The sequence below is a fragment of the Streptomyces sp. NPDC101776 genome (assembly GCF_044766845.1).
Classification (GTDB): Bacteria; Actinomycetota; Actinomycetes; order Streptomycetales; family Streptomycetaceae; genus Streptomyces.
This window is the reverse complement of record NZ_JBIWMV010000016.1, coordinates 153587-178733: the sequence shown is the minus strand read 5'-3', so window position 1 is coordinate 178733 and position 25147 is coordinate 153587. Positions and strand designations below refer to the sequence as shown.

Annotated in this window: 18 protein-coding genes and 1 pseudogene; 10 read left to right on the top strand and 9 right to left on the bottom strand. The window is 69.2% G+C overall.

Annotated elements, in window-relative coordinates; all coding sequences use genetic code 11:
- Positions 1-10: 10 nt before the first annotated feature.
- Both ACIRRY_RS37105 and ACIRRY_RS37100 read left to right on the top strand, forming a co-directional pair.
- On the top strand, positions 11-448 hold the full coding sequence (locus tag ACIRRY_RS37105) for a hypothetical protein (RefSeq protein ID WP_403981823.1): 438 nt from the start codon (positions 11-13) through the stop codon (positions 446-448).
- Positions 406-1917 carry a tetratricopeptide repeat protein gene (locus tag ACIRRY_RS37100; RefSeq protein ID WP_403981820.1) on the top strand — a complete coding sequence of 504 codons (1512 nt, stop codon included), beginning with the start codon at positions 406-408 and terminating at the stop codon, positions 1915-1917. Before ACIRRY_RS37105 ends, ACIRRY_RS37100 begins: the two co-directional genes overlap by 43 nt.
- Here ACIRRY_RS37100 and ACIRRY_RS37095 read toward each other — a convergent pair.
- The 5 genes from ACIRRY_RS37095 to ACIRRY_RS37075 form a co-directional block, all read right to left on the bottom strand.
- A complete protein-coding gene (locus ACIRRY_RS37095) occupies positions 1907-2761 on the bottom strand; it encodes a carbohydrate ABC transporter permease (protein WP_403981818.1) in 855 nt (284 codons plus the stop codon). The two genes, ACIRRY_RS37100 and ACIRRY_RS37095, sit on opposite strands and share 11 nt — an antisense overlap.
- A 4-nt stretch (positions 2762-2765) precedes the next feature.
- A complete protein-coding gene (locus ACIRRY_RS37090; RefSeq protein ID WP_403981815.1) occupies positions 2766-3737 on the bottom strand; it encodes a carbohydrate ABC transporter permease in 972 nt (323 codons plus the stop codon).
- Positions 3734-5128, bottom strand: coding sequence for an extracellular solute-binding protein (locus ACIRRY_RS37085; RefSeq protein ID WP_403981812.1), 1395 nt, complete (start codon positions 5126-5128; stop codon positions 3734-3736). Before ACIRRY_RS37085 ends, ACIRRY_RS37090 begins: the two co-directional genes overlap by 4 nt.
- 72 nt (positions 5129-5200) lie before the next feature.
- Complete coding sequence (locus ACIRRY_RS37080) at positions 5201-7111, bottom strand: tetratricopeptide repeat protein (RefSeq protein WP_403982016.1); 1911 nt, start codon at positions 7109-7111, stop codon at positions 5201-5203.
- Between the two features lie 163 nt (positions 7112-7274).
- Positions 7275-8147 (bottom strand): nucleosidase, encoded by an 873-nt coding sequence (locus tag ACIRRY_RS37075; protein WP_403981810.1) that lies wholly within the window; start codon positions 8145-8147, stop codon positions 7275-7277.
- 26 nt (positions 8148-8173) lie between these two features.
- Here ACIRRY_RS37075 and ACIRRY_RS37070 point away from each other — a divergent pair, with 26 nt between their 5' ends.
- Together ACIRRY_RS37070 and ACIRRY_RS37065 are read left to right on the top strand one after the other, a co-directional pair.
- A complete protein-coding gene (locus tag ACIRRY_RS37070; RefSeq protein ID WP_403981807.1) occupies positions 8174-8710 on the top strand; it encodes a hypothetical protein in 537 nt (178 codons plus the stop codon).
- Positions 8711-8787: 77 nt separating this feature from the next.
- A complete protein-coding gene (locus tag ACIRRY_RS37065; protein WP_403981805.1) occupies positions 8788-11169 on the top strand; it encodes a tetratricopeptide repeat protein in 2382 nt (793 codons plus the stop codon).
- Here the strand turns inward: ACIRRY_RS37065 and ACIRRY_RS37060 are convergent.
- From ACIRRY_RS37060 to ACIRRY_RS37050, 3 genes and pseudogenes are all read right to left on the bottom strand, one after another.
- On the bottom strand, positions 11159-11842 hold the full coding sequence (locus tag ACIRRY_RS37060) for a response regulator (RefSeq protein WP_200690468.1): 684 nt from the start codon (positions 11840-11842) through the stop codon (positions 11159-11161). The two genes, ACIRRY_RS37065 and ACIRRY_RS37060, sit on opposite strands and share 11 nt — an antisense overlap.
- Entirely contained in the window at positions 11839-13530 is a 1692-nt protein-coding gene (locus ACIRRY_RS37055) for an ATP-binding protein (protein WP_403981801.1), read from the bottom strand. Before ACIRRY_RS37055 ends, ACIRRY_RS37060 begins: the two co-directional genes overlap by 4 nt.
- A gap of 49 nt (positions 13531-13579) precedes the next feature.
- Positions 13580-14858 (bottom strand): annotated as a pseudogene (locus ACIRRY_RS37050) (RNA-guided endonuclease InsQ/TnpB family protein).
- 253 nt (positions 14859-15111) lie between these two features.
- Between ACIRRY_RS37050 and ACIRRY_RS37045 the strand changes: the two are divergent.
- The 6 genes from ACIRRY_RS37045 (at position 15112) to ACIRRY_RS37020 (ending at position 22237) form a co-directional block, all read left to right on the top strand.
- Positions 15112-16539: a cation:dicarboxylate symporter family transporter gene (locus tag ACIRRY_RS37045; RefSeq protein WP_403981798.1), complete on the top strand. Its 1428-nt coding sequence runs from the start codon at positions 15112-15114 to the stop codon at positions 16537-16539.
- 220 nt (positions 16540-16759) lie between these two features.
- On the top strand, positions 16760-17524 hold the full coding sequence (locus tag ACIRRY_RS37040; RefSeq protein WP_403982014.1) for a DUF2127 domain-containing protein: 765 nt from the start codon (positions 16760-16762) through the stop codon (positions 17522-17524).
- 37 nt (positions 17525-17561) lie between these two features.
- Positions 17562-19061, top strand: a complete 1500-nt coding sequence (locus tag ACIRRY_RS37035; RefSeq protein ID WP_403981796.1) for an AAA family ATPase — start codon at positions 17562-17564, stop codon at positions 19059-19061.
- Positions 19062-19120: 59 nt separating this feature from the next.
- Entirely contained in the window at positions 19121-19507 is a 387-nt protein-coding gene (locus ACIRRY_RS37030; RefSeq protein ID WP_403981794.1) for a MerR family transcriptional regulator, read from the top strand.
- A 23-nt stretch (positions 19508-19530) separates the two neighbouring features.
- A complete protein-coding gene (locus tag ACIRRY_RS37025) occupies positions 19531-19845 on the top strand; it encodes a thioredoxin family protein (RefSeq protein WP_403982013.1) in 315 nt (104 codons plus the stop codon).
- 139 nt (positions 19846-19984) lie between these two features.
- The gene (locus ACIRRY_RS37020) at positions 19985-22237 is read left to right on the top strand and encodes a HelD family protein (protein WP_403981791.1); all 2253 of its coding nucleotides are present in this window, start codon (positions 19985-19987) and stop codon (positions 22235-22237) included.
- Positions 22238-22386: 149 nt separating this feature from the next.
- On the opposite strand, the gene glgB is transcribed toward ACIRRY_RS37020, so the two are convergent.
- Positions 22387-25146, bottom strand: coding sequence for a 1,4-alpha-glucan branching enzyme (gene glgB, locus ACIRRY_RS37015; RefSeq protein WP_403981789.1), 2760 nt, complete (start codon positions 25144-25146; stop codon positions 22387-22389).
- Position 25147 lies beyond the last annotated feature (1 nt).

Here is a 25147-nt window from a genome sequence, read left to right as displayed (position 1 = left end):
GGACGGCGCGATGGCCGACAGGTACGGCGGGGATCATCTCGACTTCCGCGGAGGGGAGTTCAAGGGTCCCTTCATCGCGAAGGGCAGCATCCACCAGCACGCCCCGGCGCCCACCGCACTGGACGCCCTGCCCGCCAGGGCGGCCGGATTCACCGGCCGGCGCGGCGAACTGAGGCAGTTGCTCGACGCGTTCGACCCGTCCGTGGCCGAAGCGGCGGCGGCCGTACTGGTCGCGGCCGTGTCCGGGCTCGGTGGCATCGGCAAGACCGCGCTCGCGGTGGAGGCGGCGCACGCGGCCTGCGCGAAAGGCTGGTTTCCGGGCGGTGTGCTCTTCGTCAACCTTCATGGCTACGACGACGATCCCGGCACGGCCGATCAGGCACTGGAAGCTCTCCTGAGGGCGCTGTGCCTCAACTGGGGGCGCGGCTCCTGTCGTTGGGGGAGTTGAGTCCGGAGGAGGCGTACGACCTTCTGGACCGGGCGTTGCGGATCGCCGCCCCGGGTGATGAGCGGGTGGCGAACGAGAGTGAGGCGGCTGCCGAACTCGCCTTGCTCTGTGGGCATTTGCCTTTGGCCCTTCAGATCGCCGCGGCCTTGCTCGTCCTCGACAGGGACAAGCCTGTGGCCGAACTCGCCGAGTCCGGTGATCGGCTCCTGCACCTCGACGACGGCGAGCGCAGTGTGCGGGCCGCCTTTGACTTGTCGTATGGGCGTCTGCCGGCGGAACAGGCCCGGCTGCTACGGCTGTTGGCTCTGGCTCCGGGGCCCGAGGTGACGGATGAGGTCCTCGCCGTGCTGGACGGGGCGGATGCCCCGCCGGTGCGTGTGCTTGATGCCTTGTCCCGTGCCCACCTTGTTGAGCGAGGGAGCGGGCGTGGGCGGTGGCGGTTGCATGACTTGGTGCGGGCGTTCGGGGTGGGCGTGGTTGAGGGGGACGCGGGGTTGTTGGCGGAGGGGGATACGGCGCGGGGGCGGGTGCTGGAGCTCTATCTGCGGTGGGCGAGGGCGGCGGATGGCTGGTTGCGGTGGCTGCCGGGGAAGCCGGCACCGGAGCGGTTCGGGGACCGGGCGGGGGCGTTGGCGTGGCTGGACTCGGAGCGGGCGGGGCTGGTCGCGGCGGTGCAGTGGGCGCGGGAGGAGCGGTACGCGGACACGGCGGTGCGGTTGTCCCAGTATCTGGCGGAGTATCTGGACTGGCGACGCCTTTTCGATGACTGGGTCACGGTGTGCGGTGTCGCGCGGGAGGCGGCCCACCGTGCCGGTAACCGGGCACGGGAGGCCATCGCGTGGAACAGCCTCGGCATCGCCCTACGTCAGACGGGCCGGACGGAGGACGCCATCGACGCTCACATCCGCGCCCGTGACCTATACCAGTTTGTCGGGGACGGTTACCGCGAGGCTTTCGCATGGGGCAGCCTCGGCCGCGCCTTGCGGCAGACGGGCCGGACGGAGGAGGCCATCGAGGCCTACACCCGGGCCCGCGACCTGTTCCAGGCCGCAGGGGATCGCCCCCGCGAGGCCATGGCGTGGGACAACCTTGGCACCGTCCTGCGGGAGACGGACCGGGCGGAGGAGTCCATCGACGCCCACACTCGCGCACGCGATCTGCACGAGACCGCCGGGGACCGCCATGGCGAGGCAATGGCGTGGAACAACCTCGGCAGTGCCCTGTGGGAGGCGGGCCGGGTGGAGGAGTCGTTTGAGGCGTGCGCAAAGGCATTGGAGCGCTTCCGGAAGTTCGAGGACTGGTACCGGGCGGGCCAGACCCTCTCCAACCTGGCTCTCGCCTACCAGCGCGCCACCCGCCCCACAGAGGCCCGCACCCACTACCTCCAGTCCGCCGACGCCTTCACCCGCGCCAACGCCCCCGCCGAAGCCGCCCAAGCCCGCACCCGAGCCGAAGAGGTCACCCCTTAACCGCCCCACCCAAAGCAAACCCCCCACCCAGCCGCCAAGCCACCAGCACATACAACAAGATCACCGGCGTCGAGTACACGACGGAGAACGCGGCCAACTGCCCGTACGCCACCATCCCCCGATTCCCGAAGAACTCATTGATGCTCACGCTCGCCGGCATCTGGTCCGGCGACAGCAGCAGCATGAACGGGACGAAGAAGTTACCCCACATCATCACGAACGAGAAGACGGTCACCACCGCGACCCCCGGCCCCATCAGCGGAAGAACAATCCTCAGCAGCGACTGAAACGAGGACGCCCCGTCGGTCCACGCCGCCTCCTCCAGTTCCTTCGGTACGCCGTCCATGAAGTTCTTCATCAGCCAGATGGCGAAGGGCAGTTGGGACGCGGCGAAGAAGAAGATCGTGCCCTGCATGGTGTCGATGAGATTCACCTGCACGAACAACGCGTACACCGGCACCATGATCGCCGTGATCGGAAGGCTCGTCGCGAAGAGGATCGTCAGGAGGAAGGGGCGGTTCAGGCGGGACCGGAAGCGGGACAGCGGGTACGCCGCCAGCGCCGAGCACACCACCGTCAGCAGCGTTCCGAAGCCGCACAGGATCAGGCTGTTGAGGAGGGGGGCGAAGGTGATGTCCGAGTTCAGGATCGCGTGGAAGTTGTCCAGGGTCAGGCCGTCTGGGGCCTTCACCTTGAGGTCCGCGTGGGCGTCGAGGGACGACAGGACCACCCAGAGCAGCGGCAGCGCGAACGTCGCCGCGACCACCAGCAGCCCCGCGTCCGCCGCCAGGCGCCGTCTCGTCCGGCGGGAGGAGGAGGTGCGGGAGGAGGAGGTGAGTGCCATGGGGTCAGACCTCCGTTCGCAGCAGGCGCATGTAGATCACCGAGAAGAGCGAGCCGACCAGGAGCAGGAGCAGGGCGACCGCCGTGGCGTAGCCGATCATGCTGTTCTGGAAGGCCTGTTCGTACATGTAGAGGGGGAGGGTCTGGCTCTTGTCGCCCGGGCCACCTCTCGTCATCACCCAGATCAGACCGAAGACGGACAGGGTCTGGAGGGTGTTGAGCATCAGGTTCGTGCCGATCGAACGGCGGATCATCGGCAGCGTGATGTGCCACATCCGGCGCCAGCCGCCCGCGCCGTCGACCTCCGCCGCCTCGGTGATCTCCTTGGGGATCTCGTCCAGGGCGGCCGAGTAGACCAGCATCGAGAAGGCCGTGCCCCGCCACACGTTCGCGAACGACACCGCGAGGATCGGGAGCGTGAACAGCCAGTTCTGGGACGGGAGATGGAGCCGGTCCAGGATGGCGTTCAGGGTGCCTTCGCGGCGGAAGAAGGCGTAGAGGAGGAAGCCCGCCACGACCTCCGGGAGCACCCAGGCCGTGATCACGATCGCGCCCGTGAGCGTGCGGACCGGTTTCGACGCGCGCTGCATGAGGGTGGCGAGCGCCAGGCCAAGGGTGTTCTGGCCGACCAGCGACGACAACACCGTGAACACCAGCGTCAGCCATACCGCGTTGAGGAACTCCGTGTCCTTGAAGGCCGTACGGAAATTCTCGAAGCCTACGAAGGACGAGTGGGCCTGGCCGGTGAGTTGGAGGTCCGTGAAGGCGATGTAGGCGCAGTAGCCGATCGGGACGGCCAGGAAGAGGAGCAGGAGGACCAGGGCGGGGGAGAGGGGGAGGAGCTGGGTGAGGACGCGGCGGAGGGTGCGGTGGTCGTCGCGGGGGTGTTGTCGCTGGTGCGCGGGCTGTTGGGGGGCCGGGCCCGGGGCGGACTTCGTCGCGTCCGGGCCCGCCGCCTGCCGGGGTGCGGTGGTCACTTCTGGATGACCTGGTTGTCCGTGGCCGACTTGAGTTCGTCGTCGTACGAACTCGCAGCCTTGTCCACCGACATGTCGCCCGTCGTCACGCCCTCCATCGCCTCCTGGATCGCGGTGGAGACCTTCGGGTACGCCGGGTAGGCGGGCCGGTAGTGCGTGCTCGCGACCAGGTCCGTGAAGAACTTGATGCCGGGCTGGGCGGTGGCGTAGGCGGGGTCGGCGGCGACGTCCTTCCGCACGGAGATACCGGAGTTGGCGATGTACCACTTCTCCGCGTTCGCCTTCGTCTGCATCGTCTTGATGAAGTCGAAGGCGAGGTCCGGGTTGCCTGCCTTGGACGGGATCGCCCAGGTCCAGCCGCCGGACATGCTCACCTTGCCGGGCGCCTGGCCCTGCTGGGTCGGCATGTAGGCGAGCCCCAACTCCTGTGACCACTGCGGCCATTCGTGCCCGCTGCCCTTCAACCAGGCCTGGGGCAGCCACGATCCGTCGAGCGCGATGCCGAGTTTGCCCTTGGGGAGGAGTTCACCGGCCACGTAGGTCTGGATGTTGGGGTCGAGGGCGTCGGACACGTCCGGGCCGAGCTTCTCCTTGTACACCGTGTGGACGAAGGAGAGCGCGTCCTTGAAACCCTGGCCGCCGGCGATCCACTTCTTCGACGACGTGTCGTAGAGCGGGTCCGTGGTGCCGTCGTTCGTCCCGTAGAGCAGCATCTCGAAGCCCTGCATGGTGGCGGCTTCGCCGGCGGGCTTGCCGGTGTAGACGTTGAGGGGGGTGACGTTCGGGACCCTCTGCTTGATGGTGCGGGCCGCGGCGAGGACGTCGTCCCACGTCTTCGGCTGCCAATTCGCGGGCAGGCCCGCCTTCTTGAAGATCCCCTTGTCGAACCACAGGCCTCGGGTGTCCGTCCCGTCCGGCACGCCGTACGTCTTCCCGTCCTCGGCCTTCGCGGCGGACTGCGCGGTGTCGACGAACTGGTTCCAGTCCGGCCACTTGGCGAGGTAGGAGTCGAGGGGCTTCAAGTACCCGGACGTGATGTCGCTGTTGATGAGGAACGTGTCCTCGTAGACCAGGTCCGGGGCGGTCTTGGGGGAGCGGAGCATCTGCTGGAGCTTGGTGTAGTACTCCGAGTCCGGGGCCTTGATGGGGACGAGCTCGACCTTCTTGCCGGGGTACTGCTTCTCGAACTGCTTCTTGATGTCGGCGAGGTAGGTGTCCATCACCTTGATGGAGTTGTCCGTCGACTGCTTGAAGGAGATCTTGACGGTGTCGGGGCTGCTGCCGGAGCCGGTGCCGCAGGCGGTGAGGGTGGCTGCGGCGAGGGTGAGGGCAACTAGGGGTGTGAGTAGGGCAGTTCGGTGGGGGAGGGCGGCGGTGGGGCGCACGGGCATGACCTCCTACGGGCTCACTACGTTGTGGCCTGGGCGGATGGCTGCCCGGTGAAGGTAAGTGGAGTGGTCTAGTCAGGTCAATGAGTTTGCGGCGGATTGGGCATCTGCGGCTTCTTCGGGGGCGTTGGCTCGGGTGAAGGCGGCAACGGACTGGAGGTGGGCAGTTCGGGCTTCGGCGGTGCGGTGGGCGGCCATGTGGGCGCGGGCCAGGTTGTTGAGGGTCAGCCCCTCGCCGTACCAGTCCTCGAACTCCCGGCGGATCTCCAGGGACTTGCCGAACGCCTCGATCGCCTCGCCCGTCCGGCCGATTTCCTGCAGGCGGATGCCGAGGTTGTTCCATACCTTGGCCTCGCTGTTGCGGTCTCCCAAGGCTTGGTTCAGGTTGAGGGCGCGGGTGTGGGCGTCGATGGCCTCTTCCGCCCGGCCCGCTTCTTGTAGGGCGTTACCGAGGTTGTTCCACACTGTGGCCTCGCCACCGCGCTCCCCGGCAGCCTGCGCCAGGTTGAGGGCGCGAGTGAGGGCGTCGATGCCCTTACCCGTCCGGCCTGCGTCCAACAGGGCGACACCGAGGTTGTTCCATGCCGCGGCCTCGCTGTTGCGGTCTCCCAAGGCTTGGTTCAGGTCGACGGCGCGGGTGTGGGCGTCGATGGCCTCTTCTGTCCGGCCTGCTTCCCGCAGCGCGATGCCGAGGTTGTCCCACGCGAGGGCCTCGCCATCGCGGGTTCCGGCGCTCTGGGCGGCCTCTCGGGCGACCCCCATGACCGCAATCAAGTCATCGAAATACCTTCGCCAGTGCAGGTACACCGTCAGGCGCTCGGACAGCAGCACGGCCATATCCGCGAACCGCTGCTCCCGCGCCCACGCTACCGCCGCCACTAGCCCCGCCCGCTCCCCATCCAGCCACGAAAGCGCCTGGGCCCGGTCTGTGAACCGCTCCGGTTCCCGTCGTCCCCGCACCCACCGCAACCGGTCATCGGCCGCCTCCGCCCACCGGTGGTAAAACTCCAGCACCCGCTCCCGCGCGGCCTCCCCCTCCTCCCGGAACTCTGCCTGCCCCGCCACCACACCCGCCCCGAACGCCCGCACCAGGTCATGCACCCGCCACCGCATGGCGGGAGCCGTCCCGTCGACGCAGCGAACCGGCGTGACGAGATGGGTGGCCGCCAGTTCCTCCAACTGGCGGAGCGCGGGCTCCAGTTCGAGGTCGACCAAGGCCGCGATCGCCTCTGCGCCGGTCTCCGCGCCTGGAGCAAGGCAGAGCAGCCGAAGCAACCGGGCCTGGTCAGGCGGCAGTCGGCGATACGACGTCTCCAGCACAGGGCGCAGCACGAGTGACCGGCCGTACATGTCCGTCCCGGGGCTGCCCTTGTCGAGTGCAACCGTCGGATCCCCGGCCTCCTTGATCTCGGTCACCAGCGAAGCGATGTCGCGGTGTCTACGCATGCGCAGCATCCCCGCCGCGATCTGGAGAGCCAGCGGCAAGTGGCCGCAAACATCGACCAGTTCGCGTAGCGCATCCGGCTCTTGCCCCGGCCGCTCGTCACGTTCGTCGGTGTCGTGCAGGGCGCGGGTCACCAGGGCGACGGACTCCTCCGGGACAAGGGCCTCAAGGTCGATGAGCCGCACGGGAAGGGCGTTGGGACGGTCCCGGGAGGTGATGACCACCTGGTGGTGGTCCGTACCCGGCAGCAGCGGCATGTACTGCGACGGGTCCGACGCGTTGTCGAGGATCAGCAGCATCCGTTCCAGCCGCTCGGCGAGAAGCGCTCGGTACGCGTCGTACTGTCGTTCCGCCGTAGGAGGCAGATCCTGTCCCCGCACGCCCAGCGCATCGAGCAGCGCCAGTACCGCCTGATCGGCCGTGACCGGGTCGTCGTCGTAACCGCGCAGATCCACGAAGAGCGTTCCGCCGGGGAACCAGCCCCGCGCGCGGGCTTGGTGCGCCGCTTCCACGGCCAGCGCGGTCTTGCCGATGCCGCCCATGCCGGTGACGGCGAAGATGAGCAACGGGAGGGTGTTCGTGTCGTCCGTGCCGGGGGTCAAGTGCGGGAGCAGACGGTCCAGTTCAGCTAAGCGCCCGATGAAACCGAGCGGTCGTGGCGGCAGGGTCGCGCTCGCCTTGGGGACAGGCCCGTGAGTGGTGCCTCTACCCTCGCCCGTCCACCCTCTTGCCGACGACGGGCCCGTGAAAGGTCCCTCCTCGGAAGTCGATGTGGTCCCCGCCGTACGTCGCTCCGACCTCCCCCCGACCGCCCCGATGGGGCTCCTCCTCGGCGCCGCCGGAACCCTCGCGCGGCCGGTGCTTGCGCAGCAGCGCCACCGTCACCAACGCGGCCTGCTCGGCAGCCCGTTGCTGTGAACCCGAGGCGTCGGCCTGGTGCTTGGCGGCGTCCGCGCGGTCGCTGATGCCCCGGACGACCAGGGCGTTCAACTGCCCGTTCAGATGGGCCGCTTGGAGTGCCCCGAAGCCCTCCATCTCAATCGCCCCGGCGTCGTTGTAGTTGCTGTGGATGAACCGGGCGATCTCGGACTTGGCGTCGGCCAGGACCACATCGCCCGTAGCGATCGGCATGAAGTGCGCCCGTACGTCGGCCATGTCCCGTACCGCGGAACGCGCCGCCTGTTCGAGCGCGTGCGAACCCGGCAGGGCCTTCGGCCGGACCCGGAATCCCCCGGGTTCCCGCTTCCCGCCGTAGATCTCGTACACCTGCGTCCCCACGACGACATCACCGATCCCGATGTCGTCCTTCAGGCTCCCGGCGACACCCACGAACAACACGGCTTCCGGATGCAGCCAGTTGATGAGTTGGGAGGTGAGCGCGGCGGCCCGGTCGGCGCCTACGCCCAGTTCGCTGAGGGCAACATGCCAAGGGGTGCCGGGGAGTTGACCCCGTTCGACTCGGGTTCCGTCGCGGTGGACGAGTTCCTCTCGCTTCTCGACGTACGCGCGGACGGCGGCGTATTCGAGAGGGAGTGCGGTCAGGACGAGGACTGTGGGCTGCGGCTCCGGCACACTCATAAGGTACTGCGGGGGAAGGGAATCGAGTGCCGGAACAGGACGTAACGGTCGGGCAGTTGCTGCTCGCCGAGTACCAGAGCATCAAGGACGAGCAGAAGGCGCGGATCGGGTTCCGGGACAACCTGCTCTACGTCACGTTGGGCGTCGTGGCCGCTGTCATCGCCGCCGCCGCGCAGGCCAAGCAGGCGTCGATGCTGCTGGCGTTGCCGCCGGTGTGTGTCGTGCTCGGGTGGACGTACCTCGTGAACGATCAGAAGATCTCGGCGATCGGGGCGTACGTCCGCGATCAACTCGGGCCGCGACTCGCGGTGTTGGCCCAACCGGGCGGTGGGTTCGAGGCGTTCGGGTGGGAGACGGCACACCGGGGGGACCGGCGGCGCAGGTCGCGGAAGGCGGTTCAGGTCGTGGTGGACCTGACGGCGTTCTGCGCGGTGCCGTTGGCCGCGTTGGTGGTGTTCTGGGTGGACGCGGGGAGTGGGCTGCTCGTCGGGATCTCGGGGGTGGAGGCGGTCGCCGTGGCGGGGCTGGCCTGGCAGGTCGTCTGGTACGCGAAGGCCGCGTGAACTCCCTTCCCAGCCTCTACCGTTGACCCTCCGGGGGCGGGCGGCGCGAGCCTGGTACGGAACGGTGGGACGAGTGCATGAAAGCTGCGCTGTTGGAGGCTCTGTCGGCGGGGGCCGGTGGGGACGCGGGGCGTCGTGCGGTGGCGGAGCTTGCGCGGCAACTGGGGCTCGACGGCGGGGCGTCCGGGCGGGAGATCGCCGAGGCGGCAAATGATCCTGCCTGGCGTGATGCCGTACGGGAGTGGGGGGAGGCGCTGGCCGAGCTGCTCTCCGCCGATCCGGATGGTGTCGCCGGTGCGGTTGCGCGGGCCATGGGGAGTGGGGGTGCGGCTTCCTGGTACGACGGGGACCATGCGGACTTCCGGGGTGGGGTGTTTCTGCGGGAGGTCGTCGGCGTACAGGTGGTGATTCAGCGGGGTGGGGGCGCTGTGCCGGAGGCGTTGGCCGGGTTGCCGCCGAGGCCCGCGGGGTTCACCGGGCGGGGGAGCGAGACGGCGGCGTTGCTGCGGGCGCTGGATCCGGCGGGGGAGTTGAAGGAAACGCCGGCCGTTCTCGTCGCCGCCGTGTCCGGTCTCGGCGGCATCGGCAAGACCGCGCTGGCTGTCGAGACCGCGTATCTGGCGTGTGCGCGAGGGTGGTTTCCGGGTGGGGTGCTGTTCATCGACCTGCACGGGTACGACCAGGAGCCGGTCACCGCCGACCGGGCGCTCCAGGCGCCGCTGCGGGCCCTCGGTGTTCAGCCCGAGCACATTCCCGCCGCGGCGGACGAACGGGTGGCCCTCTACCGCTCGACGCTCGCAGGGCGTGCGCAGGAGCGAGGTGCGGTGCTCGTCCTTGCCGACAACGCTTCCTCGCCGGATCAGGTGCGGCCGTTGTTGCCGGGGGATGGACCGCATCGCGTGCTGGTCACGTCCCGGGACCGGCTGCCTCAACTGGGCGCGCGGCTCGTCCCGTTGGATCAGCTCACGCCGGAGGAGGCGTACGAACTCCTCGGCCGTGCCCTGCGGATCGCCGACCCGGACGACTCCCGCATCGTCGACGAGCCCGACACGGCCGAGCAACTGGCCCTCTTCTGCGGGCACTTGCCGCTGGCCCTCCAGATCGCGGCCGCATTGCTCGCGGAGGACCCAGGCAAGCCGTTGACCGAACTCGTCGCGGAAATGGGGGAGTTACGCGACCGGCTCGACCATCTCGACGACGGTGAGCGGAGTGTCCGCGCCGCCTTCGACCTCTCCTACCGCCGACTGCTGCCGGACCAGGCGCGGTTGTTGCGGCTGCTCGCCCTTGCGCCGGGGGCGGAAGTGAGTGACGAGGTCATTGCCGCACTGGTCAGGGCCGAGGCGCCTCCGGTGCGGGAGTTGAGGGCGTTGGCGCGTGCGCATCTCGTCGAGCGGGGGAGCGGTCACGGGTGGTGGCGGTTGCATGACCTGGTGCGGGCATTCGGGGTGGGTGTGGTGGCGGGGGACGCCGAGTTGCGGGAGGAGGGTGACGCGGGGCGGGAGCGCGTATTGGGGTGCTACGAACGATGGGTGAACGCGGCCAATGCCCGGCTGAGTTGGCGGTCGGGGACGGCGGATCCGGAGCCGTTCACCGACCAGGCACAGGCGCTGGCGTGGTTCGACGGGGAACGGGCCGGTCTGGTGGCGGCCGTGGGATGGGCACGCGAGGAGCGGTTCGCCGACACGGCCGTTCGGCTGGGCGGGCGGCTGTCGGTGTATCTGGACCGGCGGCGGTACTTCGATGACCTGGTCGCCGTGGCGAAGGTGCAGCAGGAGGCCGCCCACCGGGCCGGGGACCTGCGGCAGGAGGCCGGCGCGTGGAACGATCTCGGTGTCGCCCAGCGGGAGTTGGGCCGCGCGCGGAAGGCGGTCGAGGCCCACGTCCTTGCCCGTGACCTGTTCCGGGCCATCGGGCACACCGCGGGCGAGGCCATGGCATGGAGTGGTCTCGGCTCCGCTCTGCAGGCGGAAGGCTCGGCGGAGGAGGCGATCGACGCGCACACCCGCGGCCGTGACCTGTTCCGAGCCGCCGGGAATCGGCATCTCGAAGCCATCGCGTGGAGCAACCTCGGCGGTGCTCTGGTGATCGTGGGCCGGCGGCAGGAAGCGATCCACGCACTCACCCATGCCCGAGACATGCACCAGGCCGTCGGAAACCGCTACAGCGAGGGCAGGGCCTGGCTCAACCTCGGCGGCGCCTTGCACCACGACTGCCCGGCGGACGCGATCGAGGCGTCCCGTACGGCCAGTGAGATCCTCCGGGAGTTCGAGGACTGGTACGCGGAGGCGAAGGCTCTGGAGAACCTGGCTCTCGCCCATACGGCAGCCCAGCACCCCGCCGAGGCCCGCATCGCCTATCTCCAGGCCGCCGACGCCTACACCCGCGTCAACGCGCTGACCGAAGCCTCCCGTTCCCGCGCCCGAGCCGCAGCCCTGGCCGACCCCCCACTCACCCCTTAACCCACCGATACTGCAACTCAGGCCGCCCCACAGTCCCATACTGCGGACTCCGCGCAGCCCGCCCCGCCTCCACCAAATGCTCCAGATACCGCCGAGCGGTAATCCGAGAAATCCCCACCGCCACCGCCACCCCCGCAGCCGTAAGCCCCTCGCCGCAATCCCGTAGAGCGACAGTCACCCGCTCCAACGTCGGCGCACTCAACCCCTTGGGCAGCGCCGCAGGCGAAGGCGCCCGGAGCGCGGCCAACGCCCGGTCGACCTCGTCCTGACCGCTCGCCTCCCCCGCCGCCGCATGGAACTCGGCATACCGCACCAGCCGATCCCGCAGCGTGGCGAAAGTGAACGGCTTCAGCACGTACTGCACGACCCCCAGCGACACCCCCTCCCGCACGACGGCCAGATCCCGCGCCGAGGTCACCGCGATGACGTCGGCGTGATACCCGGCCGCCCGCAACGACCGCGCGAGCTGCAGCCCATGCGCGTCCGGCAGATGCAGATCCAGCAGCAACAGGTCGACCTGGGTACGTTCCAGCGCCCGCCGTGCCTCCGCACCGGTGTGCGCCTTGCCCACCGCCACGAACCCCGGTACCCGGCCCACGTACATCACGTGCGCGTCGGCGGCGACGGGATCGTCCTCGACGATGAGGACACGGATCGGCTCGGCCGTAGTCATGAGTTGCCACCTTCGGAAACAGAACCCTGAGACGAGGCCGGAGCACGACCCGCACCCGAATCCGCCCCGTCCCCCCACAAAGGCAACCGCACCTCGAACACCGCCCCGCCCCCCTCCGCCTCGGCCACCGTCAACGTCCCCTCATGCCGGTTCACCGCCTGCCGTACCAGCGCCAGGCCCAGCCCCCGCCCCCCCGGCCCCGCCGGCTTCGTCGAGAAGCCGCGCTGGAAGACCGCCTCCGCGTGGGCCGGATCCACTCCCGAGCCCGTGTCCGCGACCCGGAGGACCAGCGCGGAGCGGGAGCCGGCCGCGTTCGCCTCCGTGCGGGCCGTCACCGTGACCCGGGCCCGCAGGCTTCCCTGGGCCGCGTCCACCGCGTTGTCGATCAGGTTGCCGAGGATGGTCACCAGGTCCCGCGCGGGGAGCGAGTCCGGCAGCAGGCCGTCGTCCAGACCGCTGTCCTCCGATACGACCAACTCGACGCCCCGCTCGTTCGATTGGGCCGTCTTGCCCAGCAACAGGGCAGCCAGCACAGGCTCGTTCACCGCCGAGACGACCTGGTCGGTCAGGGTCTGGGCCAGCTCCAGTTCGGCCGTCGCGAAGTCCACCGCCTCCTCGGCCCGGCCCAGTTCGATCAGCGAGACGACCGTGTGCAGCCGGTTCGCCGCCTCGTGCGCCTGTGAGCGCAGCGCCTGTGTGAAGCCGCGCTCCGAGTCCAACTCGCCCATCAGGGACTGGAGTTCGGTGACATCGCGGAGGGTGACCACCGTTCCGCGGCGGTCGCCGCCCGACACCGGGGACGTGTTCACCACCAGCACCCGTGCCGCCGTCAGATACACCTCGTCCACCCGTTCCTCCGACGACAGCAGCGCCCCCGTCAGCGGCGCGGGCAGGCCCAGGTCCGCCACCGAGCGGCCCACCGGGTCCCCGGTCACGCCGAGCAGTTCGCGACCGCCGTCGTTCATCAGCGCCACCCGGTACTGGCCGTCGAGCATCAGCAGCCCTTCCCGCACCGCGTGCAGCGCGGCCTGGTGGTAGTCGTGCATATGGCTCAGCTCGGTCGCGTTCATGCCGTGGGTGTGACGGCGGAGACGGGCGTTCACGACGTACGTCCCTACGGCACCCAGTGCCAGCGCGCCGGCCGCGACCCCGATCAGCGCCGTCACCTGGTCCTGCACCCGCTGAGTGATCGCCTCGACCCGGATGCCGGCGCTGACCAGGCCGATGACCCGGGTGTGACCGGCGTCGTAGACGGGAGTGACCGCGCGGACGGACGCGCCGAGCGTACCGGTGTAGGTCTCGGTGAAGGTGCGGCCCTGCTGGGCGGGCCCGATGTGGCCGAGGAACTTCTTCCCGATCTGGTTCCTGTCGGGGTGGGTCCAGCGGATGCCCTGCGGATTCATGATCGTGACGAAGTCGACCCCGGTGTCCCGCTGGACGCGCACGGAGTACGTCTCCAGCCGCGCGGTGGGGTCGGACGTACCGATCGCCGCCACCACCGACGGCGAGTCCGCGACCGACCGCGCCACCGCGATCGCCTGCCGGCCGGCCGCGTCCTCGGCCTGGCTGCGGTCGCTGACGTAGGTGAACAGCGCGTACCCGGCGACGACGACCGCTATCAGCACCGCCTGCATGCCGAAGAGCTGGCCGGCGAGACTGCGGGGACGGGGGACGCGGGGAATGCGCATGGAATTAGTGTGCCTCGCCTCTCTGCGCTGCTCACCCCTCTGATCCTCGTCATTGCGCTCGATGGGATAAGCGCGAACTAATTGACCTCTCCCGACTCCGCGGAGGGGGAATCCCCGACTCTGCGCCGCTGTCCGGCGCTCCTTCGAAGACTTCCTGCTTCACCGCCGACCGCCCGCCCGGAGACTCTCCGTTGGGGTCTTACACCGGCTCCACAGGCCGACACCGCCAGCCCGGCGGCCAGGACGTTCTTCGCCGCGTTTTCATCCCGGTCGTGGTGCGCCCCGCATGCGGCGCAGGTCCATTCCCGGATGCTCAGCGGCAGTCTCGCGACTAGATGGCCGCAGGCCGAGCAGGTTTTGCTCGATGGGTACCAGCGGTCCACGGCGATCAGTTCGCGGCCGTACCACTGGGCCTTGTACTCCAACATGAAACGCAGTTCGGCCCATGAGGCATCGGAGATCGCACGGGCGAGCGGGCGGTTCTTCAGCATGTTCCGGACGGCGAGATCCTCGATCACGATCGTTTGGTTCTCACGAACGAGACGCGTGGACAGCTTGTGCAGGAAGTCCCGGCGCCGGTCGGCGATCCGGGCGTGGATACGTGCGACCCGGGTGCGGGCCTTGTCCTGATTCCTGGAGCCCTTCTCCTTGCGAGACAGGTCTCGTTGCGCGCGGGCCAGTTTCGCCCGGTCCTTCCTCTCGAACTTCGGATTGACGACCTTTTCGCCGGTCGACAGAGTCACTAGTGACGTGATGCCCGCGTCGATACCCACTGCCGCCCGGCTAGTCGGGAGCGCTTTCACCGAAACGTCTTCGCAGAGCATCGAGACGAACCAGCGTCCCGCGCTGTCCCGTGACACCGTCACTGTCGACGGCGCTTGCCCTTCGGGCAGAGGCCTGGACCATGCGATGTCCAGCGGCTCCCGCATCTTCGCCAGGGTCAGTCGACCGTCGCGGTGGACGAAAGCCGAGCGGGTGTACTCCGCACTGTTGCGGGACTTCTTGCGGGACTTGAAACGCGGATAGGCGGAGCGTCTCTCGAAGAAGTTCGTGAATGCTCCCTGCAGGTGTCGCAGTGCCTGCTGCAGGGGAACCGATGAGACTTCGGCCAGGTAGGCGTACTCCTCGGTCTTCTTCCATGCGGTCAGTAGCGCCGATGTCTGGACGTAGTTGATCCGACGCCGTTCGGTGAACCAGGCGGTGGTGCGGGCCTGCAGAGCCAGGTTGTAGACCGTGCGGACACAGCCGAATGTGCGCAGGAGTTGGGCCGCCTGCGCGTCGCTCGGGTAGAAGCGGTACTTGAACGCCCGCTTCACGTGCTCGGTCATTCTCAAAAACTAGCAAGCCAATGTGTGAGACGTGTACTCAATGAACGTAAGGGTGACCGCCCTCACAAGCCGGGAGATAGTCACCGCAACCCCGGAAGCAGCCGCCTCCCGGACCGACCCGCACATCGATCAGTGCGGATCGCCGTAGGACCCGTAGGACCCGTAGAACCCGCAAGAACCCTGAAACCCCTGAATCCCCGGACGTGAGCCGCACTCGCAGCCCGGGTTCCACCGGTCGTGAGCCGCACGCCGGATGATGCCGACGACGTCGTCAAGGAGGGCAGCCGTGGCCAGCACCCCCGCACCCGCACCTGCCGCACCCGCAGCACCGCCCGTGAAGCGGGACCGCACCCACTACCTCTACATCGCGGTGATCGTCGCGGTCGCCCTCGGCATCGCCGTCGGGTTCATCGCGCCGGACTTCGCCAAGGAACTGAAGCCGATCGGTACGGGCTTCGTCGCGCTGATCAAGATGATGATCTCGCCGATCATCTTCTGCACGATCGTGCTCGGCGTCGGCTCCGTACGGAAGGCGGCGCAGGTCGGCAAGGTCGGCGGGCTCGCGCTCGCCTACTTCATCGGGATGTCGTTCGTGGCGCTGGCCATCGGCCTGGTCGTCGGCAACATCATCCACCCGGGCAGCGGCATGCACCTGACCGAGGCCGTCAAGGGCGTCGGACACACGCAGGCCCAGGCCGCCGCCGAGGGCCCGGTCGACTTCCTGCTCGGGATCATCCCGACCACCTTCGTGTCGGCGTTCACCGAGGGTCAGGTCCTCCAGACGCTGCTGATCGCGCTCCTCACGGGCTTCGCGCTCCAGGCCATGGGCCGGACCGGCGAGCCGGTGCTGCGCGGCGTCGAGTACATCCAGAAGCTGGTCTTCCGCGTCCTCGGCATGATCATGTGGGCCGCGCCCATCGGTGCCTTCGGCGCCATGGCCGCCGTCATCGGCGAGACCGGCATGGACGCGCTCAAGGCGCTGGGCACGATCATGGCCGGCTTCTACGTCACCTGCTTCCTGTTCATCGTGGTCGTGCTCGGCACGCTGACCAAGCTGGTCGCCAAGGTCAACCTGTTCCAGCTGCTGAAGTACCTCGGCCGTGAGTTCCTGCTGATCGTCTCCACCTCCTCGTCCGAGTCCGCACTGCCGCGGCTCATCGCGAAGATGGAGCACCTCGGTGTCAGCCGCCCGGTCGTCGGCATCACCGTGCCGACCGGCTACTCCTTCAACCTCGACGGCACGATGATCTACCTGACCATGGCCTCGCTGTTCATCGCCGACGCCATGGACCAGCCGATGAGCATCGGTCAGCAGATCGGCCTGCTGCTCTTCATGATGGTCGCCTCCAAGGGCGCGGCCGGTGTCTCCGGCTCCGGCATCGCCGTACTCGCCAGTGGTCTGCAGTCGCACAAGCCGGCCCTGGTCGACGGCGTCGGCCTGATCATCGGCATCGACCGCTTCATGAGCGAGGCCCGCGCGGTCACCAACTTCGCCGGCAACGCCGTCGCCACGCTGCTCATCGGCACCTGGACCGGCGAGGTCGACAAGGAGCGGGTGACCCGGGTCCTCGCCGGTGAACTGCCCTTCGACGAGAAGACGTTGCTCGACGAGCCGGACGGCGACGAGCACCTTGACGCCGTACCCGAGCAGGGCGGCGAGAAGGAACTCGCCAAGGCCTGAGCCTCGTTGGTGCTCGCCCCCAGACCGGGGCGCCCGGACCCGCCTGAACACGGCCCGGACGCCCCGACCACGCCGGGCGGCTGGGTGTCCCCCCGTCGCTCAGCCGCCCGGTCCACCTCCCCGCTGTTCCGGGGGATGCACTACCGTGCCGTGCCGTGCCGGAATCCTCCGGCGCGGCACGGCACGTTCACGTTCGGTGGGAGTCACGGGGGCCATGGGCATGAAGATCGACTGGGACCGGCGGCACTGCGCACGGCACGGACATGTGACGTACGCCCCCGACGAGACGGCGCTGCGGGACCGGCTGCGCGCCGAGACCAAGCTCGGCGAGGCCTGGCGCTGTCTGCGCTGCGGCGACTTCGTCCTCGGCGAACCGCACACGTCCGGGCCCGCCGACCACGCCCCGCTGGTGCCGCGCGGGAAGGTGCTGCGCGATCTGTTCATCCTGCGCTTCCTGGCCATCGAGCGGGCCGTGCGCGGGGTGTTCATCGTGCTGGTCGCCGCCGCGGTGTGGAAGTTCAGCAACAGCCAGGACTCGGTGCGCAAGCTCTTTGACGACTACCTGAACGTCTTCCGCCCCGTCTTCAAGCACTTCCACTACGACCTCGACCACTCGCCGATCGTCGGCAGCATCCAGAAGACCTTCGGCTACAAGCACTCCACGCTCGTCCTGGTCGCCGTCCTGCTGCTCGCGTACGCGCTGATCGAACTCGTCGAGGCCGGCGGGCTCTGGTACGCCAAGCGCTGGGCGGAGTATCTGACGGTGGTCGCCACCGCCGCGTTCCTGCCGCTGGAGATCTACGAACTCACCGAACACATCAGCTGGTTGAAGATCGCCACCCTCGTCCTCAATATCCTCGCCGTCCTCTATATCGCCCTGGCCAAGCGGCTGTTCGGCCTGCGCGGCGGCCGGAAGGCCTTCGACGAGGAACGGGAGAGCGCCTCCCTGCTGGAGGTGGAGACCTCCGCGGGGGTCATGGTCTGACACCCTGGTCCGACACATCGGAACAAGGGAGGCGGACATGGGCGAATCGGATGGATCGGATGGATCGGACGGACTGGAGATCGTCAGTGCGGCGGAGTACGAGCGCAGGTACGGCGCCCGGCGGGACCCCTCGCCGCTGTCGATCCAGGAGATCGGCGACCTCTTCCATCAGTTCCTCGCCGCCGTCGCCCGCCCCAAGCCCAAGGACCACGACCCCGCCCGCAACCTCACCGAACGCCTTCGCACGCACCTCGGCACGGCGCCCGCGGACCGGCCCGTCGTCAAGGCCGCGTATCCGCCGTACGACCTCCCGAACGTGCATCTCGCGCTGGAGAACTGGTTCGCCGGGGAAGGGCGTTCGTACGAACTGATCGGGATGCGCGGCGCGCAGAACCGCGGTGATCTCACCCTCGGCGACATCCTCGAAGCCGCCGACCGCCACGACCGGTTCACGATCGGCGCGGTCGACTACGCCCATCTGCCGATCTCGGCGGACGCCGAACTCCCCTGTGTCTCCTGCGGGTTCTACCTCGGCTCGGAGGGCGAGGACCGGTTCGCGGTACTGCTGCGCGGACCGGCCGACGAGTACGGGCGCGACAAGGTGGAGATCGAAGTCCTCGCGCGGGACAAGGAGTTCGCGGACCGGCTGCTCGCCCAGCTCGACGTGCTCGTGCGCGAGCACAACATCTTCCGCGGCCAGGTGCTCTCCTTCGAGGGCTCCGAGTTCGGCCACGGCCTCGGCCCGTTCCGCTTCCACCGCCGCCCCGCCCTGACCCGCGAGGACATCGTCCTCCCCGAGGGCCTCCTGGAGCGCGTCGAACGCCAGGTCGTCGGCGTGGCCCGCCGCCGCGAGCAACTCCGCGCCGCCGGCCAGCACCTGCGCCGCGGCCTCCTCCTCTACGGCCCGCCCGGCACCGGCAAGACCCACACGATCCGCTATCTCCTCTCCCACCTCCCGCAGTTCACGGTCGTCGTCCTGTCCGGCACGGGCATCGACGCGATCGGCCCCGCCTGCGCCCTGGCCCGGATGCTCCAGCCCGCGCTCGTCGTGCTGGAGGACTGCGACCTGATCGCCGAGGCCCGCGACCACGGCAGCGGCGAACAGCCCCTCCTCTTCCAGATCCTCAACGAGATGGACGGCCTCGGCGACGACGCCGACGTGGCCTTCCTCCTCACCACCAACCGCGCCGACCTCCTCGAACCCGCCCTGGTCCAACGCCCCGGCCGCGTCGACCTCGCCGTCGAGATCCCCCTCCCGGACGCCCCGGGACGCGCCCGCCTCCTCACTCTCTACGGCACGGCCCTGGACCTCGACGAGGAGATCGCCGCGGAGGTGGTGACCCGTACGGAGGGCACGACGGCGTCCTTCACGAAGGAGCTGGTACGCCGGTCCGTGCTGATCGCGGCCGAACGGGAGTCGGCGGTCACGGAACCGGCCGACCTCCGCGCGGCCCTCGACGAACTCCTCGCCGACCAGGACCGGTTGACGCGTCGGCTGCTCGGGGCGCGGGGCGCCGGGGACGACGACCCGGAGTGACCCTCGCGCCCCGAGCAGCCGTTGCCTTCACGCCGACGTCAAGGACTACCGTCGTACGCATGCGAATCGGCGAGCTGGCCGCGCGGGCCGGGACCACCACGCGGGCGTTGCGGTACTACGAGTCGCGGGGGTTGCTGCCCGCGCGGCGCGGGGGGAACGGGTACCGGACGTACGACGAGGGTGATCTGAAGCTGCTCCGGCAGATCAGGACCTTGCAGGACTTCGGGTTCGACCTGGAGGAGACGCGGCCCTTCGTGGAGTGTCTGCGGGCCGGGCACCCGGAGGGCGACTCGTGCCCGGCGTCGCTCGCGGTCTACCGGCGCAAGCTGGCCGAACTGGACACCCTGATCGGGGAGTTGCAGGCGGTGCGGGCGGAGATCGGGGTGCGGCTTGCGACCGTCGAGGAGCCGGAACCGTTGTGCGAACTGGGAGGGCGGGAACTGTGACCGAGGCGACGGACGTGACAGGCGTGCTGGACGTGACGGACGGGAATTTCGCGGCCGAGGTGATCCGGGCCGAGTTGCCGGTGCTGGTGGAATTCACCGCCGACTGGTGTCCGCCGTGCCGGCAGATGGGACCGGTACTGCGTGCCCTCGCCGCCGAGGAGGCGGACCGGCTGAAAGTGGTGCAGTTGAACGTCGATCAGAATCCGGAGACCACGAACGCCTACAGGGTGCTCTCGATGCCCACGTTCATGGTCTTCCGGGGCGGTGAGCCGGTGAAGGCCATGGTGGGGGCCCGGCCCAAGCGTCGGCTGCTGGAGGAGCTCTCCGACGTGCTGTGAGTCCGCCCGATACGCAAAGAAATCCCCCGAGCAATTGCGCTCGGGGGATTTCTTTGCGTATATTCAATGGTTCGCGACTTCACGGGAATTGAGTCGCAAAGAAGCTCAGTGAGCACAGTATATATGTCCGGGAGTGGAATTGTCAAACAGCGATGAAATTCACGGTGAGCAGGAATTCATCGACGGTCTGTACGCACGCGTGGACGCGCTGCGCGGCGCCACCGAGGACTCCGTCACGGATGCGCTCGGGCAGGGCAACACGCCCATGCAGGCCCGGCTGGAGCGGGACATCCTGGTCGCCGAGCGCTCGGGGCTGCTCGCCGCGCTGAACGCCGTGGACGGCTCGCTCTGCTTCGGCCGCATCGACCTGACCTCCGGGGTCCGCCACCACATCGGCCGGATCGGCATCCGCGACGGCGACGTCGACCTCACCCCGATCCTGATCGACTGGCGCGCGGACGTCGCCCGCCCCTTCTACCTCGCCACCGGCCACACCCCGATGGGCCTGCGCCGCCGCCGGCACCTCACCACCGACGGCCGCCGCGTCACCGCCCTGCACGACGAGATCCTCGACCTCGGCGACGCCACCCGCACCGGCCACGAGGACCCGACCGGCGACGCCGTGCTGCTCGCCGCGCTCAACTCCGCGCGCACCGGCCGGATGAGCGACATCGTGCAGACCATCCAGGCCGAACAGGACGAGATCATCCGCGCTCCCCATCGCGGGGTGCTCGTCGTCGAGGGCGGCCCCGGCACCGGCAAGACCGCCGTCGCGCTGCACCGGGCCGCGTATCTCCTCTACGAGCACCGGGAGTTGCTCGCCAAGCGCGCCGTCCTGATCGTCGGCCCGAACCCCGCGTTCCTCGGCTACATCGGCGAGGTGCTGCCCTCCCTCGGCGAGACCGGCGTACTGCTGGCGACGGTTGGTGAACTCTTTCCCGGCGTGAAGGCCACGGCCACCGACACGCGCGCGGCGGCGGCCGTGAAGGGGCGCGCCGACATGGCCGACGTCCTCGCCGCCGTCGTACGCGACTGGCAGTCCCTGCCCGACCCGGTCATCGCGATCGAGCACGACCGCGAGATCCTCATGCTCGACGACGGCCTCGTCCGGATGGCCCGCGACCGCACCCGCGAGGCCCGGCTCCCGCACAACGCGGCCCGCGAGCACTTCGAGGGCCACATCCTCAACACCCTCACCGAGATGGTCGCCGAACGCATCGGCACGGACCCGTTCGACGGCGGCAACCTGCTCGACCCGAGCGACATCACCCAGATCCGCGACGAACTCGCCGAGAACCCCGAAGTCTGGTCCGCCATCGACCAGTTGTGGCCGCGCCTGACCCCGCAGTACCTCGTCGCGGACTTCCTCGCCGACCCCGTGGGCTACGTCTCCGACGACGACGCGGACGCCATCCGCCGCCCGGTGACCCGGGCGTGGACCGTGGCGGACGTACCGCTGCTCGACGAGGCGGCGGAACTCCTCGGGAGGGACGACCGGGTGCGGCGGGCGCGGGTTCAGCGTGAGCGGGAGGAGCAAGTGTCGTTCGCGCAGGGCGTGTTGGACGTGTCCTTCGCCTCCCGGACCTTCGAGTTCGAGGACAAGGAGGAGGGCGACCCCGAGGGCTCCGAGGTGCTGTCCGCGCACGACATCATCGACGCGGAGCGCTTCGCGGAGCGGCATGAGGAGGAGGACCACCGAAGTGCCGCCGAGCGCGCGGCGGCGGACCGGACCTGGGCGTTCGGGCACATCATCGTCGACGAGGCGCAGGAACTCTCGCCGATGGCCTGGCGTTTGCTGATGCGGCGCAGTCCGACGCGGTCGATGACGTTGGTCGGCGACCCGGCCCAGACTTCGGAAGCGGCGGGCGTCGGCTCGTGGTCGGAGATCCTCGCCCCGTATGTCGAGGACCGCTTCGACCACCGCCGGCTCGGCGTCAACTACCGCACGCCCGCCGAGATCATGGACCTCGCGGCGGCGGTCGTCCGCGCGGAGAACCCGTCCTTCGAACCGCCGAGTTCGGTTCGGTCCACCGGTGTACGGCCCTGGGTGCGGGCCACGGATGACCTGCCGGGGGCTGTCGCCAAGGCCGTGGGTGAACTCACGCCTGCGGAGGGGCGGTTGGCGGTGATCGCGCCGCGGGATCTGCATCGGCGGCTGGCGGCGCGGCTGGACGGGGTGACGGCGGGGGCGGAGCCGGATCTGACGCGGAGTGTCGTGCTGCTTGATCCTCGGCAGGCGAAGGGGTTGGAGTTCGACTCCGTGTTGGTGGTCGAGCCGGGGCGGTACGGGACGAGTGATCTGTACGTGGCGTTGACTCGGGCGACTCAGCGGCTGGGGGTGTTGCATATGGGGGCGCTGCCGCTGAGCTTGGTGGCGGCGGTGTCTGGGTGACCGTCCCTGGGGCTGCGCCCCCAGACCCCCGCTTCGGCCCTGAAGGGGCCTCGTCCTCAAACGCCGGACGGGCTGGATGGTGTCGGCCTGTGTTGGGAGGGCGCCGGACCGGCTGGATATTGCCGGCCCGCGCTTACGACGCCAGGTTGCTATGCCGGTCGCAGCCAGACCGTTGCCAGCGGGGGCAAGGTCACTCGGATGCTTGCCGGGCGGCCGTGCCACGGTTGGGGCTCGGGCTTGATGGGGTCGGGGTTGGTGATGTCGCCGCCGCCGTAGAGGGCCGTGTCGGTGTTGAGGGTTTCGTGCCAGGCGGGGATGTCGTCCGGGATGCCGAGGCGGTAGTCGGGGCGGACGACGGGGGAGAAGTTGCTGACGGCGAGGAGGGGGGAGCCGTCGGCGTCGTAGCGGAGGAAGGCGAAGACGTTGTCGTCGGCCGCGTCGCCCGTCACCCACTGGAAGCCGGCCGGGTCGGTGTCGAGCTGCCAGAGGGCGGGGGTGTGGCGGTAGACGGTGTTGAGGTCGCGGACGAGGTCGCGTACGCCGCGGTGGTCCGCCTCCGCGCCGTACGCCGGGTCGAGGAGCCACCAGTCGGGGCCGTGGGTCTCGGACCACTCGGCGCCCTGGGCGAACTCCTGTCCCATGAAGAGGAGTTGCTTGCCGGGGTGGGCCCACATGAAGGCGAGGTAGGCGCGGAGGTTGGCGCGCTGCTGCCACCAGTCGCCGGGCATCTTCGACACCAACGACCGCTTCCCGTGGACGACTTCGTCGTGGGAGATGGGGAGCACGTAGTTCTCGCTGTACGCGTACACCATGGAGAACGTCATCTCGCCGTGGTGGTGCTTGCGGTGGACGGGCTCGTGCGACATGTAGTCGAGCGAGTCGTGCATCCAGCCCATGTTCCACTTCAACCCGAAGCCCAGGCCGCCGAATCCGCCGGGGCCGATGTGGTGGGTGGCGCGGGTGACGCCGTCCCAGGCGGTGGACTCCTCGGCGATGGTCACGACACCGGGCACCCTGCGGTACACCGTCGCGTTCATCTCCTGGAGGAAGGCGACCGCGTCGAGGTTCTCCCGGCCGCCGTGCTCGTTCGGGGTCCACTGGCCCGGCTCGCGTGAGTAGTCGAGGTAGAGCATCGAGGCGACCGCGTCCACGCGCAGGCCGTCGATGTGGAACTCCTCGCACCAGTAGACGGCGTTCGCCACCAGGAAGTTGCGGACCTCGCGGCGGCCGAAGTCGAATTCCAGGGTGCCCCAGTCGGGGTGCGCGGCACGGAGCGGGTCCTCGTGCTCGTACAGGGGGCGGCCGTCGAACTCGGCCAACGCCCAGTCGTCGCGCGGGAAGTGGGCCGGTACCCAGTCCATGAGGACGCCGATGCCGGCCTGGTGCAGGGCGTCGACGAGGAACTTGAAGTCGTCGGGGGTGCCGAGGCGCGAGGTCGGGGCGTAGAAGCCGGTGACCTGGTAGCCCCAGGAACCGCCGAAGGGGTGCTCGGCGACCGGCATCAGTTCGACGTGGGTGAAGCCCAAGTCCTTGATGTAGGCGGGGAGTTGCTCGGCGAGCTGGCGGTACGTCAATCCCGGGCGCCAGGAGGCGAGATGGAGTTCGTAGACGGAGAAGGGGGCTTTGTGGGCGGGGAGTTCGGTGCGCCCCGCGAGCCACTCCTCGTCGTGCCACTCGTAGTGCGAGGCGTGGACGATCGAGGAGGTGGCGGGCGGGACCTCGGTGTGGCGGGCCATGGGGTCGGCGCGCATCGTCTTCGAACCGTCGGGGCGGGTGATCTCGAACTTGTACAGCTCGCCCTCGCCGATACCCGGCATGAACAGTTCCCAGACACCGGTGGAGCCGAGTGAGCGCAGCGGGGCGCCCGTCCCGTCCCAGAAGTTGAAGGTACCGGCGAGGCGTACGCCCTGGGCGTTGGGCGCCCACACGGTGAAACGGGTGCCGGCGACCCCCTGATGCGTCATCGGCCGCGCCCCGAGCGCCTGCCACAACTCCTCGTGCCGGCCCTCACCGAGCAGATGCAGGTCCAGATCCCCGAGCGCGGGCAGGAACCGGTACGCGTCCTCGACCTCCTGCACGGCACCGTCGTAGGCCACGGCGAGCCGATACTCCGGCACACCGTGAAGGGGGACCAACCCGGAGAAGAAACCGTCCCCGTCATCATGCAACTCGGCCCTCAACTGCCCCGCCACGACGCCCACTCCCACCGCGAACGGCCGAAACACCCTGAAGGCGACCCCACCTGGGACCGGGTGGGCACCGAGTACGGAGTGGGGGGCGTGGTGTGTTCCGTGGAGGAGACGGTCGCGGTCCGTGGCGTCGAGGGCGGGGGAGACGGCGACGGTCGGGGGGGCGGCGTCAGTGGGGGGGATGAGTGGGGTTGGTTCGGTGGGCGGCGTGAGCCCCGGCTCCGGGGTGGGGCCTGGCTCCGGGGTGGGGCCTGGCTCCGGGGTAGATGTGATGTCGGGGGTGGTAGCCGTCTGCTCCGATGCGGAGGGTGCCTGCTCCGACGCGGAGACCTCCGCCTCCGATACGGAGACCTCCGCCTCCGATACGGAGACCTCCGCCTCGGATACGGAGACCGTCTGTTCCGGCGCCGTGGTCCCCCCGTCCTGTGCTGGAGAATCCACCTCCGTGTCGGCGGTCACCGTCCTTCGTGTGGGCTTCTCGGACGGCACGCTCGTCTTTCTGGCCAGGCCCTTCTTCGCCGAGCTCTTCTTCCCGGCACCCTTCTTCGCTGCGGCCTTCTTGCTCACGGCTTTGTTCGCCTCTGTCCTCTTCGGCACGGCCTTCTTCGCGCTGTCTGTCTTCGCCACGACGTTTTCCGCCGAGCCCGTCTCCGCCGGGATCCTCGCCGTCACGTTCGTCCTCTTCGCCGTACCCGTCTTCGTGGCGCCCGTCTTCGTCATG